This window comes from Streptomyces sp. NBC_00989 (assembly GCF_045162655.1).
Classification (GTDB): domain Bacteria; phylum Actinomycetota; class Actinomycetes; order Streptomycetales; family Streptomycetaceae; genus Streptomyces.
The window spans coordinates 7,889,789-7,904,792 of record NZ_CP108728.1; the positions used below are offsets into that span (position 1 = coordinate 7,889,789).

Below are 15,004 nucleotides of genomic sequence, written 5' to 3' on the forward strand. Positions count from 1 at the left end.
CGTGCCACACCCCGCGTCTGCGACAGGATCCGCCGGACAGGCCCTAACCCTTTTCCAGGCCGAGTTCGCCTATCAGGGTGACTCCGCTAAAGATTCCTGGCACCCGGTACGCGCCGCAGGTCACAGTGGGTCAAGTCCTCCGCAGGGCAGGGGGGACGGGGTGGTCTGCGGCGCGCTGCCGGAGGGGGGCAGCGCGCAAGCAGGCTTTTTTTGTGCGTACGGGGGTATGCGCTCGTCGTAACCGAAATTCGCCGCACCGGCCGAACTGGCCTGGACGCCCAGGGAGTTGACGATGACGGGCTTCGGCAACGGAACGCGCAAGAACCCTCGCTCGCGTGGCCGCATGGGGTCAGGGAGCGGGCAGGACCGCGCGACGCTCGGCATCGTCGGACTGGTCTGCGCGATCGCGGGCTTCTTCACCCTGGGAATCGTCCTGGGCCCGATCGCGGTGGTGTGCGGCTGGCTGGCCATGGGCCGCCGGTGGACGGGCTCCCGCCGGGTGATGGCCCTGGTGGCCCTGGTCCTGGGCGCGATCGACACGGTGGCGGCGGTCCTGTGGACGTTCTTCTGAGCCGAGGCTGAGCGGACGTTCTGTCGAGCGGGCCCGCGGCTGGCGGACGTTCCGCTGAGCGGCCCCCGGTCTAACGGGACACCTCGTCCCCGACCGGCAGCGGAACACCCGCCGCCGACGCCCCGGACAAGGCCGCCGCTCCCGTCCCGGGCAAGACTGCCGCCTCCGCTCCGGACAAGGCCGCCGCCTCCGCCCCGGACAGAGCCGCCAGCTCCGCCCGCAACGCCCGCACCTCCACCGTCAGCGCCTCGATCGCCTGCGTCTGGCGCCGCTCCTCCACGTCGTCCTTCTCGAACCGGGCGATGAACCACGTGGCGATGTTCGCGGTGACGACACCGAGCAGCGCGATCCCGGACAGCATCAGCCCGACGGCGATCATCCGCCCGAGCCCGGTGGTCGGAGCGTGGTCGCCGTACCCCACCGTCGTCATGGTCGTGAACGACCACCACACGGCGTCACCCAACGTCCGGATGTTCCCGTGGGGCGAGTCCCGTTCGACGGACAGCACCGCGAGCGAACCGAACATCAGCAGCCCGATGACCGCGCCGGCGACATACGTCGTCAGCTGGATCTGCGAGGCCATCCGGGCGCGCCGCCCGACGAGTATCAGCGTCGACACCATGCGCAGCAGCCGTAGCGGCTGGAGTATCGGCAGCACCACCGCGCACAGGTCCATCCAGTGCGTCCGCACGAACCGCCGCCGGTCCCGGGACATCGCGAGCCGCATCAGATAGTCGGCGGCGAACGCCCCCCACACCACCCACTCGACCACCGTGCACACCGTCGTCAGCCGATGCCCGGCGGTCGAGTCCACGATCGGCACGGCATAGGCCACGGCAAACCCCACCGCGAGCCCTAAGAGGGGCCGCTGAGTCCGTTGCTCCCAACGAGCTTGTGCGGATGGTTCGTTCATGACGGCATGTTAGGGCGCGGGGATGCCCCTTAAAGGCGCCCCGAAGGGGCTGCCTCTAAGGGGCGCGGGACTGTGTCGATGTGCGGCTCCGCCGCGTGGGCGCGACCAGCCCCCACGCACCCGCAGGCAAGAAACTACGCATCCCCTCCAGCCGCACCCGGATCAGCCGAGGCGACATCCAGCAACTGATACCGATCAACCGCCTGCTTCAACACAGACCGGTCAACCTTCCCCTCCCGAGCCAACTCCGTCAGCACACCCACCACAATCGACTGCGCGTCAATGTGGAAGAACCGCCGAGCAGCCCCCCGAGTGTCCGCGAACCCGAACCCATCAGCACCCAGCGACTGATAAGTCCCGGGCACCCAACGAGAAATCTGGTCAGGAACCGACCGCATCCAGTCGGAAACAGCCACGAACGGCCCCTCTGCCCCGCTCAACTTCCGCGTGACATAAGGAACCCGCTGCTCCTCCTCGGGATGCAGCAAGTTGTGCCGCTCCACCTCGACCGCCTCACGCCGCAACTCGTTCCAGGAGGTCGCGGACCACACATCGGCCCGCACGTTCCACTCCTCGGCGAGGATCCGCTGCGCCTCAAGAGCCCACGGCACGGAGACCCCGGACGCCATGATCTGCGCCGGAACCGTCCCCGCCGCGCCCTGACTGATGCGGTGGACGCCCTTGAGGATGCCCTCCACATCGACGTCCGCGGGCTCGGCCGGGTGCTGGATCGGCTCGTTGTAGACGGTGAGGTAGTAGAAGACGTCCTCCCCGTGCGGGTGCTCCGCGTCCGAGCCGTACATCCGCCGCAGCCCGTCCTGCACGATGTACGCGATCTCGTACGAGTACGCCGGGTCGTAGGCGACACAGCCCGGGTTGGTCGACGCCAGCAACTGCGAGTGGCCGTCCGCGTGTTGCAGACCCTCACCGGTCAGAGTCGTACGACCCGCGGTCGCGCCCAGTACGAAACCGCGCGCCAACTGGTCGGCCATCTGCCAGAACTGGTCACCGGTGCGCTGGAAACCGAACATCGAGTAGAAGACGTAGACCGGGATGAGCGGTTCGCCGTGTGTCGCGTACGCCGAACCCGCCGCGATCAGCGAAGCGGTGCAGCCCGCCTCCGAGATGCCGTCGTGCAGCATCTGCCCGGTCGGCGACTCCTTGTACGCGAGCAGCAGTTCGCGGTCGACCGACTCGTACTGCTGGCCCAGCGGGTTGTAGATCTTCGCGCTCGGGAAGAACGAGTCCATGCCGAACGTGCGGTACTCGTCCGGCGCGATCAGTACGAACCGCCGGCCGATCTCCTTGTCCCGCATGAGGTCCTTGAGCAGCCGTACGAAGGCCATGGTGGTGGCGATCGACTGCTGGCCCGAACCCTTCTTCACACTCGCGTACGTCTTGTCCTCGGGCAGCGCCAGTGGCTTCGAGCGGACGACGCGCGTCGGGACGTAGCCGCCCAGCGCGTTGCGCCGGTCGTGCATGTACTGGATCTCCTCCGAGTTCCGGCCCGGGTGGAAGTACGGCGGCGCGCCGGACTCCAGCTCCTGGTCGGTGATCGGCAGGTGCAGCCGGTCGCGGAAGCCCTTGAGGTCGGCGACCGTCAGCTTCTTCATCTGGTGCGTGGCGTTGCGGCCCTCGAAGTTGGGGCCCAGCGTCCAGCCCTTGACCGTCTGGGCGAGGACGACGGTCGGCTGGCCCCGGTGCTCCTTGGCCGCCGCGAAGGCCGCGTAGACCTTCTGGTGGTCGTGCCCGCCGCGCCCCAGGTGCAGGATCTGGTCGTCGGTCATGTTCTCGACCATCGCGCGCAGCCGGTGGTCGTGCCCGAAGAAGTGCTCGCGGATGTACGCGCCGGTCTCCGTGGCGTACGTCTGGAACTGGCCGTCCGGCGTGGTGTTCAGCTGGTTGACCAGCACGCCGTCCCGGTCCTGGGCCAGCAGCGGGTCCCAGGTGCGGTCCCAGACCAGCTTGATGACGTTCCAGCCGGCGCCCCGGAACTGCGACTCCAGCTCCTGGATGATCTTGCCGTTGCCGCGTACAGGCCCGTCGAGGCGCTGGAGGTTGCAGTTGACGACGAAGGTCAGGTTGTCGAGGCCCTCGCGCGCGGCGATCGACAGCTGGCCCAGCGACTCCGGCTCGTCCATCTCGCCGTCGCCGAGGAACGCCCACACGTGTGACCTGGAGGTGTCCGCGATCCCGCGCGCCTCCATGTAGCGGTTCATCCGCGCCTGGAAGATCGCGCCGAGCGGGCCTAGGCCCATGGACACGGTCGGGAACTCCCAGAAGTCCGGCATCGACCGCGGGTGCGGGTACGAGGACAGCCCGTACGGCGCCTTCGACTTCTCCTGGCGGAACGCGTCCAGCTGCTGCTCGCTGAGCCGGTCCAGGAGGAACGCGCGGGCGTAGATGCCCGGCGAGGCGTGCCCCTGGAAGAAGATCTGGTCGCCGCCGTCGCCCTGGTCCTTGCCCCGGAAGAAGTGGTTGAAGCCCACGTCGTAGAGCGAGGCGGAGGAGGCGAACGTGGCGATGTGGCCGCCGACGCCGATGCCGGGCCGCTGCGCCCGGGACACCATCACCGCGGCGTTCCAGCGGGTCGCGTTCAGGATCTTGCGCTCGATCTCCTCGTTGCCGGGGAAGAACGGCTCGTCCTTGGTGGCGATGGTGTTGACGTAGTCCGTGCTGCGCATCTCGGGCACGGCCACGCGCTTCTCGCGGGCCCGCTCGATCAGCCGGAGCATCAGGTAGCGGGCCCGCTCGCGGCCACGCTGGTCCACGGCGGCGTCGAGCGAGTCGAGCCACTCCTGGGTCTCTTCGGGATCGAAGTCAGGAACCTGACTCGGAAGGCCGCCAATGATGATCGGATTGCGATCGGATCCGGAAGCCACGCTGTTCCTTACCTGTCAGAGGGAGCTGTGTGAGGGGGCTGTCTGAGGCCGATGGAGGACTGATGGGGGCTTAATGAGGCTTATCGGCGCTGGATTTCCATGGTTCTGCACCGTTCCCCATGGTCTACCGCAGGATGGCAATCGTCATCTCTACCGTGAGGTAACCGTGACTCGTTTAGCAAAGTCATTCGAGTCGCGTACCCTCGGAGGGTTCTCAAACGTGCAAACCGGGCAGAACGCTGTGGTGTACGTCACCGGCGGCCGCGATAGCGTGCCTGGAGTTGCGGCGACACGGCCAGGATCGTCACCGTTTCGGCGTTCCGAATCGCCGGGTACTTGCGCGATCCGGCCCGTCCGTGTGGACTACGGCCAATGCTTCGCGCACGCGCGTGGCTGGACATTCATCAAGACATGATCAGGAGGCAACCCGTGAGCGCGACCGCGGACCACGCGGAGGAGCGGACGAACCCTGCCGTCAGGCTGGGGTTCCAGCCCGAGCAGGTGGTCCAGGAGATCGGCTACGACGACGACGTAGACCAGGAACTCCGCGAGGCCATTGAAGAAGTCATCGGCAGCGACCTGGTGGACGAGGACTACGACGACGTCGCCGATGCCGTGGTGCTGTGGTTCCGCGACGAGGACGGCGACCTGACCGACGTGCTGGTGGACGCCATCTCGTACGTCGAGGAGGGCGGCTCGATCCTGCTGCTGACGCCGAAGACCGGCCGTGACGGCTACGTCGAGCCCAGCGACATCTCGGAAGCCGCCACGACCGCGGGCCTTTCCGCGGCCAAGAGCGTCAGCGTGGGCAAGGACTGGAGTGGCAGCCGGCTGGTGACGCCCAAGGCAGCCAAGTCCAAGAGGTAGTCCCCGGAGGTACCTCGATCGTTGAATCCCGGACGGGCTGGCCATGCCAGCCCGTCCGTCCGCATGCGGTGATCGCTGCGTAGGGTGGCCGCAGGGTGGACTCACCCGAACAGCCCCACCGAAGGGATGCAGGACGAGATGGCGATCCAGGCCGGCGACAAGGCCCCCGATTTCGAGCTCAAGGACAACCACGGCGCCACCGTGAAGCTCTCCGACTTCCGGGGCGACAAGAACGTGGTGCTGCTCTTCTACCCCTTCGCCTTCACCGGCGTCTGCACCGGCGAGCTGTGCTCCCTGCGCGACAACCTGCCGCAGTTCACCGACCGCGACACCCAGCTCCTCGCGGTATCGAACGACTCCATCCACACCCTGCGCGTCTTCGCCGAGCAGGAGGGCCTCGAGTACCCGCTGCTCTCCGACTTCTGGCCGCACGGCAACACTTCGCGCGCGTACGGCGTCTTCGACGAGGACAAGGGCTGCGCGGTGCGCGGGACCTTCGTCATCGACAAGGAGGGCGTCGTGCGCTGGACGGTCGTCAACGGCCTGCCGGACGCACGTGACCTCAACGAGTACGTGAAGGCGCTCGACAGCCTGTGATTGTTAGGTCCCAGAGCCTGCGAGGGTCGGGAACCCGTCACTAGGATCGAGACGTTGATCCGATACCGACGCACTACGGGGCATCCCCGCCCCTGGACACCAATGGAGGACTCGTGGGAGTCAGCCTCAGCAAGGGCGGCAACGTATCACTGACCAAGGAGGCCCCGGGCCTGACCGCGGTCATCGTCGGTCTGGGGTGGGACGTCCGCACCACCACCGGCACCGACTTCGACCTCGACGCCAGCGCACTGCTGCTGAACAGCGCGGGCAAGGTCGCCAGTGACGCGAACTTCGTCTTCTTCAACAACCTCAAGAGCCCCGACGGCTCCGTCGAGCACACCGGTGACAACACCACCGGTGAGGGCGAGGGCGACGACGAGGCGATCAAGGTGAACCTCGCGGCGGTCCCGGCCGACGTCGACAAGATCACCTTCCCGGTCTCGATCTACGACGCCGAGAACCGCCAGCAGTCCTTCGGCCAGGTCCGCAACGCGTTCATCCGCGTGGTGAACCAGGCCGGCGGCGCCGAGATCGCCCGCTACGACCTCTCCGAGGACGCCTCGACCGAGACCGCCATGGTCTTCGGCGAGCTGTACCGCAACGGCGCGGAGTGGAAGTTCCGCGCCATCGGCCAGGGTTACGCCTCGGGCCTGCGCGGTATCGCCCAGGACTTCGGCGTCAACGTCTGACGTCCGAAGGCCGCACCGTCCGGCGCCGCGCGGTTCGCGTGCGGCGCCGGGGTCCCCCTCTGGGGGAGTGCAGGACAACCAAAGAAGCATCACCTCGGGGAGGACCAGCACTATGGGCGTCACGCTCGCCAAGGGGGGCAATGTCTCCCTGTCCAAGGCCGCACCGAACCTCACGAACGTCCTGATCGGCCTCGGCTGGGACGCGCGCTCCACCACCGGCGCCGACTTCGACCTCGACGCCAGCGCGCTGCTGTGCAATGGCGGCCGTGTGCTCGGGGACGAGTGGTTCATCTTCTACAACCAGCTCACGAGCCCGGACGGTTCGGTGGAGCACACCGGCGACAACCTCACCGGTGAGGGCGAGGGTGACGACGAGTCGATCCTGGTCGACCTCTCCAAGGTGCCGGCCAACGTCGACAAGATCGTCTTCCCGGTCTCCATCCACGACGCCGACCTCCGCGGCCAGACCTTCGGCCAGGTCAGCAACGCCTTCATCCGTGTCGTCAACCAGGCCGACGGCCAGGAGCTGGCCCGCTACGACCTCTCCGAGGACGCCTCCACCGAGACGGCCATGATCTTCGGCGAGCTCTACCGCTACCAGGGCGAGTGGAAGTTCAGGGCGGTCGGCCAGGGGTACGCGTCGGGGCTGAGGGGCATCGCCATGGACTTCGGGGTCAACGTCTCGTAAAGGGCGTTGTCCACACCGGCTGTCCCGGTCGGCGGAGTCTCCCTCTAGACTCAGTGCTCGACGTCAAATTTTAAGTAAAGCCGAGTGCGGCGCGGGGGGAGACCCTCCCCCAGACTCCGTCTGGGGGAACCCCCAACACACGATTGGGTAGCCAGTGCTTCTGAAAACCTTCGGCTGGTCGTTCGCGGTCACCGCGCTCGGCCTCGTCGCAGCGGCGTTCTACGGGGGGTGGGAAGCCTTCGGTATTGTGGCGATCCTGGCCGTCCTGGAGATCTCGCTGTCCTTCGACAACGCGGTGGTCAACGCCGGGATCCTGAAGAAGATGTCCGCCTTCTGGCAGAAGATCTTCCTCACGGTCGGTGTCCTGATCGCCGTCTTCGGCATGCGGCTGGTGTTCCCCGTCGTCATCGTCGCCGTCACCGCCAAGATCGGTCCGATCGACGCGGTCGACCTCGCGCTCAACAACAAGGACCACTACCAGCAGCTGGTCACCGACGCCCACCCGGCGATCGCGGCCTTCGGCGGTATGTTCCTGCTGATGATCTTCCTCGACTTCATCTTCGAGGACCGGGACATCCAGTGGCTGCGCTGGATCGAGCGCCCGCTGGCCAAGCTCGGCAAGGTCGACATGCTGTCGGTCTGCATCGCCCTGATCATCCTGCTGATCACCTCGTTCACGTTCGCGGCCAACGCCCACCAGCACGGCGGCGCGCACATCGACAAGGCGCAGACGGTCCTGATCGCCGGTGTCTCCGGTCTGATCACCTACATGATCGTCGGTGGACTCTCCGGCTACTTCGAGGACAAGCTCGAGGAAGAGGAGGAGCGGGAGCACGAGGAGGAGGAAGAGGCCGCGCGCACCGGCAAGCAGCGCTCGGCGGTGGTCCTGGCGGGCCAGGCGGCCTTCTTCATGTTCCTGTACCTGGAAGTTCTGGACGCGTCCTTCTCCTTCGACGGCGTGATCGGCGCGTTCGCCATCACCAACGACATCGTGCTGATGGCGCTGGGCCTGGGCATCGGCGCGATGTACGTCCGCTCCCTGACGGTCTACCTCGTCCGCCAAGGAACCCTGGACGACTACGTCTACCTGGAGCACGGCGCGCACTACGCGATCGGCGCCCTGGCCGTGATCCTCATGATCACCATCCAGTACCAGATCAACGAGGTCATCACCGGTCTGGTCGGCGTGATCCTGATCGGCTGGTCCTTCTGGTCCTCGGTCCGCAGGAACAAGGCCCTCGCGGAAGCCGAGGGAAAAGCAGGCTCGGACGAGAAGACTGAGGTCTCGTCCGGGGTGTGACAAGCTCCCCGGTGAGGGAACGCTTCTGTTCGGGGCGGCCGTCGAGGACATGTCCTCTGCCCGGCCGCCCCGACGGCTTTGTCATGCGGGAACGTTGATGTGGACGTGGGGGCGGGGAATGGGCTTCTTCGACGGGATCTGGCGGCGCGAGGCCGACTTCGACTCGGGCAGCGCGGCCAGCAACGCGATCGAACTGACCAAACGGCACCACCAGGTCTCGCTCACCAAACAGGGCGCGGCCACCGGCAACCTCCGCGTCAACCTCACCTGGCGGATGCGGACCTCCGACATAGGCGGCCTCCAGCGCGACAGCCTCCTGAGGCACCCGTTCAAGGCCCTCAAGCCGCCGGAGGTCATGGGCCACAGCCAGAGCATGGTCAACGTGGACCTCGACCTGGGCTGCCTCTACGAGCTCATGGACGGCACCAAGGGCGTAGTCCAGCCCCTCGGCGGCCTCCTCGGCGACGTCAACTCACCGCCGTACGTCAAACTCAGCGGCGACGACCGCTTCGGCTCCGCGTCCGGCGAGACGATGTACGTCAACCTCGACCACCGCGACCAGATCAAGCGCCTCCTGGTCTTCGTCTACATCTACGACCAGACCCCGGCCTTCGACCGCACCCACGCCATCGTCACCCTCTACCCCAGCAACGGCCCCCGCATCGAGATAGGCCTCGACGAACGCCACCCCCAGGCCCGCTCCTGCGCGGTCGTCATGATCGAGAACGTCAAGGGCGAGCTGGTAGTCCGCCGCGAGGTGAAGTTCGTCTACGGCTTCCAGGCGGAGCTGGACCGGTTGTACGGGTGGGGGTTGCAGTGGGGGCGAGGCTACAAAACCAAGGTCGAGCGATAGAACACCCTTGGGAGACGCGGCCCCAAAGGGGCGCGGGGAACTGCGCGACAAGCCCCCACCGGCCCGCAGCAAACGAACCACCTGCTTTACGTCAGATGAACTGCGGTCCCTGTGGCGGCAGACGGAAGTCAGGATCCGGCGCCATCGCCGAAGGCACCGGCTGCGGATACCCGTACGTCCCCGCGGGAGCGGTCTGCGGATACCCGTACGCCGGCTGAGTCACGGGCTCCTCAGCCTGGGGGTACCCGTACCCGGACTGCACCGGAACCGCCGGAGGCAACGGCTGGGAGACGCCCGCTTCAGCCACACCCACATCCACCCCCTCCGACTCGTCCACCGTGATCCCGAAGTCCATCGCCAGCCCACGCAGCCCGTTCGCGTACCCCTCGCCGAGCGCCCGGAACTTCCACCCGTCACCCCGCCGGTACAGCTCCCCGCAGATCAGCGCGGTCTCCTCACCGGTCTCCGGCTTGATGTCGAAATACAGCAGCGGATCGCCCTCGGCGACGGCCGCGTCGTACAGCAGGATGCGCAGCCCCTGTACGCGGTCGAAGGTGACCTCGTCCGCCGAAGCGACCACCAGAATCCGGCTGACCTCGGGCTCGACACCGGCGAGATCTGTCTGGATCGTGTCGGTGGGGCCCTCCGCGACACGCTTCTTGCCGAGCCACCAGACCTTCCCGGAGGGGTGCCGGGGCTGGTTGTAGAAGACGAAGTCCTCGTCGGAACGCACCTGACCGGCGGGGCCGAGGAGAAGCGCCGAGGCATCCACGTCCGGGACCCCCTGCCCGGACGTCCAGCGCAGCACGGCACGTACCGTGGTGGCCTCCAGCGGGACGTTCGACCCCTTCAGCATCGCGTGCGTCATGCGGTCATCCTGCCCTCTCGGTCCTGGTCACGACAACGTGGGGGTTCGGACACCGACATGGCCGAGTTACCTGAAGTTCATGCCCGGCGGGAACCCCTGACATGGGTTTGTACGTACTATTACCGGCCACCTATCGAAAACAATCACGAACCACAACGTCACCACGGGGGAGCTTTATGCGTCATTTCGGGCACATTGCCCCTGAGGTACGGCAGCGTCTCTTCTTCCAGGAGCCGTGCGAGTTCGACGCGGACTCCCCGGCCAGACTGCTCGCCGCGGCCCTGGGCGCCACGCTCTACAGCCCGGCCACCCGCCCCCGCCTCGCCGACGACATCGTCAAGCTCGCGGGACGCGGCGTCGTGTCGATGGTGCTGTGTCTGGAGGACTCGATCGGCGACGAGGACGTGCCGGCCGCCGAGGAGAACCTGGTCCAGCAGTTCACCGAGCTGGCCGCCCGCCCGGACACCGAGCTTCCGCTGCTGTTCGTCCGGGTCCGGGTACCCGAGCAGATCCCCGATCTCGTACGCCGCATGGGCCCGGCCGTACGACTGCTCTCCGGCTTCGTGATGCCGAAGTTCACCGAGGAGAGCGGCACGCCCTTCCTGGAGGCGCTGGCCGCCGCGGAGGCGGCGAGCGGCCACCGGCTGTTCGGCATGCCGGTCCTGGAGTCGCCCGAGCTGCTCTACCGCGAGTCGCGCGTCGAGACCCTGGAGGGCATCTCCCGCGCCGTCGGCAAGTACCGCGACCGGGTCCTCGCCCTGCGCCTGGGCGTGACGGACTTCTGCTCCTCCTACGGCCTGCGTCGCGCCTCCGACATGACGGCCTACGACGTCCAGATCGTCGCCAACGTGATCGGTGACGTGGTGAACATGCTGGGCCGCGCCGACGGCACCGGCTTCACGGTGACCGGCCCGGTGTGGGAGTACTTCCGGGTCCAGGAGCGCATGTTCAAGCCGCAGCTGCGCCGCAGCCCCTTCCTGGAGGGCCAGGCCGAGGAGCTGCGCGAGGCGCTGATCGAGCACGCCATGGACGGACTGCTGCGCGAGATCGCCCTCGACCAGGCCAACGGGCTGCTGGGCAAGACCTGCATCCACCCCACCCACGTACTGCCCGTGCACGCGCTGTCCGTGGTCAGCCACGAGGAGTTCTGCGACGCGCAGGACATCCTGCGGCCGGAGCGGGGCGGCGGGGGCGTGCTGCGCTCGGCGTACACGAACAAGATGAACGAGGTGAAGCCGCACCGCGCCTGGGCCGAGCGGACGATGCTGCGCGCCGAGATCTTCGGGGTCGCACGCGAGGACGTCGGCTTCGTGGAGCTGCTCGCCGCCGGAATCCCCGGCTGAATCGCAAGGGACGTATGAACAAGGCAGTGAACGACGGGGTCTGGTCGGGCAGTTGGGTCGCGGAGCGGCTCGGTGTCGAACTGCTCGGCGACCCCGAGCTGACCGACCTCCTGGGACTCGCGCTCCGGCGCAACCCCAAGCGGGCCCACCTCCTCGTGTCGAACGTACTCGGCAAGCACGTCCCCCAGTCCCCGTCCGTGGTCTACGGCTACGGCTTCACCCTGGGCCGTCGGGTACGCGAACTCCTCGGCACGGAGGAGTCCCGCCGGGCGGTGGTCCTCGGCTACGCGGAAACCGCGACGGGCCTCGGCCACGCGGTGGCGGACGGCATCGCCGTCGCCCCCTACCTCCACTCCACCCGCCGCCCGGTCCCCGGCGTCGCCACGGCGGGCGGCTTCGAGGAGTCCCACTCCCACGCCACGTCCCACCTCCTCCTCCCCGAGAACCCCGAACTGCTGGCCGGCGAGGGTCCGTTGGTCCTGGTGGACGACGAGTTCTCCACGGGCAACACGGTCCTGAACACCATCCGCGACCTGCACGAGCGTTATCCGCGTGACCGGTATGTGGTGGTCGCCCTGGTCGACATGCGTTCGGCGGCGGACGCGGGGCGGTTGGACGAGTTCGCGGCGGAGATAGGCGCGAGGGTGGACCTGGTGGCGGCGGCTTCGGGCACGGTGGGCTTGCCGGAGGGGGTGCTGGAGAAGGGGCAGGAGCTGGTGGCGCGGTACGAGGCAGGGGGTGCCGGGACAGGTGGTTCGTCGTCTGCGGCGCCGTCTGGGCCGGTCGCGCAGTTCCCCGCACCCCTGAAAGACGAGGGCATCGCAGTCGACCCGAGCCTTGAAACCGCCCCCAACCCCCACCCCCCAGGGGCGCGGGGAACTGCGCGACCGGCCACAACGGACCCGCACCCGTCCCACAACCGAACCACCCGAGTCGATCTCCGCTGGCCCAGAAACCTCCCCGACGGCGGAAGACACGGCTTCACCCCCGCGCACCGAATACGTCTGGAGGCCGCCCTCCCCGCGATGGCCGCCCGCCTCGCGGACGCCCTCCCTCAGAACGCGCACCGTGTGCACATCCTCGGCTTCGAAGAGCTGATGTACGCCCCCCTGAGACTGGCCCGCGAGTTGGAGCAGGTCATCGACGCCGGTGTCACCTACTCCACCACCACCCGCTCACCGGTCCTCGCGGTGGACGACCCCGGTTACGCGATCCGCACCCGCCTCACCTTCCCGGCCCACGACACCCCCGCGGACGGCCCCGGCGACCGCTACGCCTACAACATCGCCGGTGCCGGCTTCGACGCCGTGGTCGCCGTGATCGACGACACCGCGGACACCCCCGAACTCCACGCCCCGGACGGCCTGTTGGCGAGGCTCGCCGAAAACACCCCGCACGTCGTCCTCGCGGTAGTGCCCTCGTACGTCCCCGAAAGGCCCCCCATGCTCCCCGACCCGCTCCGCGGCCCCGCCTTCTCCTCGTACGCGCCGGAAGAGGTCGGCTGGCTGCTCCAGGACCTCTCGGACGTGACGCTGGAGGCGCCGACCGAGGAGCGCGAGGAGGCCATCCAGAGCGGCGGCGCGCACTACGCGGAGTCGCTGCCGGTGGAGTATCAGCCGAGCGAGCAGTACCAGCAGCTGTTCCACACCGCGCTGGACGAGGCGGCGGGCCGGCTCGCCCTGGCCGTCGGCGCCGTGACCGAACTCGTCCTCGCCGAACGCTCACCCCACCCCGTGCTGGTCTCGCTCGCCCGGGCCGGCACCCCGGTCGGCGTCCTGATGCGCCGCTGGGCCCAGTACCGTCACGGGCTCGACCTCCCGCACTACGCCGTGTCGATCGTGCGCGGCCGGGGCATCGACGCCAACGCGCTCCGCTGGCTCGCCGCCCACCACGACCCCGCCGACGTCGTGTTCGTCGACGGCTGGACCGGCAAGGGCGCCATCACCCGCGAACTCACCGACGCCATCAGGGAGTTCGAGGAGTCCGACGGCATCACCGGCTTCGACCCGGAGATCGCGGTGCTCGCCGACCCCGGTTCGTGCGTCAAGACGTACGGCACCCGCGAGGACTTCCTCATCCCCTCCGCCTGCCTCAATTCGACCGTGTCGGGGCTGATTTCGCGTACGGTGCTGCGCTCCGACCTGGTCGGACCGCACGACTTCCACGGCGCGAAGTTCTACCGCGAACTCGCCGGCGCGGACGTCTCCGTGGACTTCCTGGACGCCGTCGCCGCGCGTTTCCCGGAGGTCACGGACGCGGTGACCGTCCTCGCCAAGGAACTGCTCGCCGCCGACCGGACACCGACCTGGGAGGGCTGGGCGGCAGTTGAGCGGATCAGCGAGGAGTACGGCATCCACGACGTGAACCTCGTCAAGCCCGGCGTCGGCGAGACCACCCGGGTGCTGCTGCGCCGGGTGCCCTGGAAGATCCTCGCGCGGGCCGGTGCGGGCGCCGACCTCGACCACGTCAGACTGCTCGCCGAGCAGCGGGGCGTGCCCGTCGAGGAGGTGGCCGAACTGCCGTACACCTGCGTGGGGTTGATCCACCCGAAGTACACGCGCGGTGCGACCGGTGCCGACGGCAAGGCGGTGGCGGTCTGATGCCGGTACTCGTCGCGAGCGACCTCGACCGTACGCTCATCTACTCCTCGGCCGCCCTCGCGCTGACCATGCCGGACGCGCGGGCGCCCCGGCTGCTCTGCGTCGAGGTGCACGAGAGCAAGCCGCTGTCCTTCATGACGGAGACGTCGGCCGAACTGCTCACCGAACTCGGTGACACGGCCGTCTTCGTGCCGACCACCACCCGCACCCGCAAGCAGTACCAGCGCATCAACCTGCCGGGACCGGAGCCGAAGTTCGCGATCTGCGCCAACGGCGGCCATCTCCTCGTGGACGGTGTGACCGACGAGGACTGGCACGCCCGGGTACAGGCGAAGCTGGCCGCCGAGTGCGCGCCGCTGGAGGAGGTCCGGCAGTACCTCGCCGACTCCGCCGACCCGGCGTGGGTGCGCAAGCACCGCGTCGCCGAGGACCTCTTCGCCTACCTCGTCGTCGAGCGCGAGCTGCTCCCCGAGGAGTGGGTGAAGGAGCTCGCGGTCTGGGCGGAGAACCGCGGCTGGACGGTGTCCCTCCAGGGCCGCAAGATCTACGCCGTGCCGAAGCCCCTCACCAAGAGCGCGGCCATGCGGGAGGTTGCCCACCGCACCGGCGCCACCCTGACCCTCGCGGCCGGCGACTCGCTCTTGGACGCCGACCTCCTGCTGGCAGCAGACAAGGCTTGGCGCCCGGGCCACGGAGAGCTGGCAGACGAGGCCTGGACGGCCCCCAACGTCACGGCCCTACCCGAGCGAGGCGTCCTGGCGGGCGAGCGAATCCTGCGGGAGTTCTTGACCGCGTCCGGCACAGGCGCCCCTTAAGGGGCGCGGGGAGCTGCG

General features: G+C 68.2%; 13 protein-coding genes. 10 read left to right on the top strand and 3 right to left on the bottom strand.

Annotation, left to right across the window (positions count from 1 at the left end; genetic code table 11):
- The first annotated feature begins 292 nt into the window (after nucleotides 1-292).
- The gene (locus tag OG714_RS35265) at nucleotides 293-571 is read left to right on the top strand and encodes a hypothetical protein (RefSeq protein ID WP_406127144.1); all 279 of its coding nucleotides are present in this window, start codon (nucleotides 293-295) and stop codon (nucleotides 569-571) included.
- A gap of 70 nt (nucleotides 572-641) precedes the next feature.
- On the opposite strand, the gene OG714_RS35270 is transcribed toward OG714_RS35265, so the two are convergent.
- Nucleotides 642-1,484: a potassium channel family protein gene (locus OG714_RS35270; RefSeq protein WP_406127145.1), complete on the bottom strand. Its 843-nt coding sequence runs from the start codon at nucleotides 1,482-1,484 to the stop codon at nucleotides 642-644.
- A 134-nt stretch (nucleotides 1,485-1,618) separates the two neighbouring features.
- Nucleotides 1,619-4,366 carry a pyruvate dehydrogenase (acetyl-transferring), homodimeric type gene (gene aceE, locus OG714_RS35275; RefSeq protein ID WP_406127147.1) on the bottom strand — a complete coding sequence of 916 codons (2,748 nt, stop codon included), beginning with the start codon at nucleotides 4,364-4,366 and terminating at the stop codon, nucleotides 1,619-1,621.
- A gap of 429 nt (nucleotides 4,367-4,795) precedes the next feature.
- Here aceE and OG714_RS35280 point away from each other — a divergent pair, with 429 nt between their 5' ends.
- The 6 genes from OG714_RS35280 (at nucleotide 4,796) to OG714_RS35305 (ending at nucleotide 9,360) form a co-directional block, all read left to right on the top strand.
- Nucleotides 4,796-5,233, top strand: a complete 438-nt coding sequence (locus OG714_RS35280) for a DUF3052 domain-containing protein (RefSeq protein ID WP_019060358.1) — start codon at nucleotides 4,796-4,798, stop codon at nucleotides 5,231-5,233.
- Nucleotides 5,234-5,371: 138 nt separating this feature from the next.
- Nucleotides 5,372-5,830: a peroxiredoxin gene (locus OG714_RS35285; protein WP_406132069.1), complete on the top strand. Its 459-nt coding sequence runs from the start codon at nucleotides 5,372-5,374 to the stop codon at nucleotides 5,828-5,830.
- A 113-nt stretch (nucleotides 5,831-5,943) separates the two neighbouring features.
- On the top strand, nucleotides 5,944-6,519 hold the full coding sequence (locus tag OG714_RS35290) for a TerD family protein (RefSeq protein WP_019060360.1): 576 nt from the start codon (nucleotides 5,944-5,946) through the stop codon (nucleotides 6,517-6,519).
- Nucleotides 6,520-6,631: 112 nt separating this feature from the next.
- Nucleotides 6,632-7,207: a TerD family protein gene (locus tag OG714_RS35295; protein WP_406127149.1), complete on the top strand. Its 576-nt coding sequence runs from the start codon at nucleotides 6,632-6,634 to the stop codon at nucleotides 7,205-7,207.
- 154 nt (nucleotides 7,208-7,361) lie between these two features.
- On the top strand, nucleotides 7,362-8,507 hold the full coding sequence (locus OG714_RS35300) for a DUF475 domain-containing protein (protein WP_406127150.1): 1,146 nt from the start codon (nucleotides 7,362-7,364) through the stop codon (nucleotides 8,505-8,507).
- 118 nt (nucleotides 8,508-8,625) lie between these two features.
- Nucleotides 8,626-9,360: a Tellurium resistance gene (locus OG714_RS35305; protein ID WP_033286889.1), complete on the top strand. Its 735-nt coding sequence runs from the start codon at nucleotides 8,626-8,628 to the stop codon at nucleotides 9,358-9,360.
- Between the two features lie 91 nt (nucleotides 9,361-9,451).
- On the opposite strand, the gene OG714_RS35310 is transcribed toward OG714_RS35305, so the two are convergent.
- Nucleotides 9,452-10,228, bottom strand: coding sequence for a TerD family protein (locus OG714_RS35310; protein ID WP_406127152.1), 777 nt, complete (start codon nucleotides 10,226-10,228; stop codon nucleotides 9,452-9,454).
- A gap of 176 nt (nucleotides 10,229-10,404) precedes the next feature.
- On the opposite strand from OG714_RS35310, the gene OG714_RS35315 reads away from it, so the two are divergent.
- The 3 genes from OG714_RS35315 to OG714_RS35325 are packed head-to-tail and all read left to right on the top strand — an operon-like array spanning nucleotide 10,405 to nucleotide 14,986.
- Nucleotides 10,405-11,571 carry an HpcH/HpaI aldolase/citrate lyase family protein gene (locus tag OG714_RS35315; protein ID WP_406127154.1) on the top strand — a complete coding sequence of 389 codons (1,167 nt, stop codon included), beginning with the start codon at nucleotides 10,405-10,407 and terminating at the stop codon, nucleotides 11,569-11,571.
- 14 nt (nucleotides 11,572-11,585) lie between these two features.
- Complete coding sequence (locus tag OG714_RS35320; protein ID WP_406127156.1) at nucleotides 11,586-14,171, top strand: phosphoribosyltransferase; 2,586 nt, start codon at nucleotides 11,586-11,588, stop codon at nucleotides 14,169-14,171.
- Complete coding sequence (locus tag OG714_RS35325; RefSeq protein WP_406127158.1) at nucleotides 14,171-14,986, top strand: HAD family hydrolase; 816 nt, start codon at nucleotides 14,171-14,173, stop codon at nucleotides 14,984-14,986. The genes OG714_RS35320 and OG714_RS35325 overlap by 1 nt, the downstream gene beginning before the upstream one ends.
- The last annotated feature ends 18 nt before the right edge of the window (nucleotides 14,987-15,004 follow it).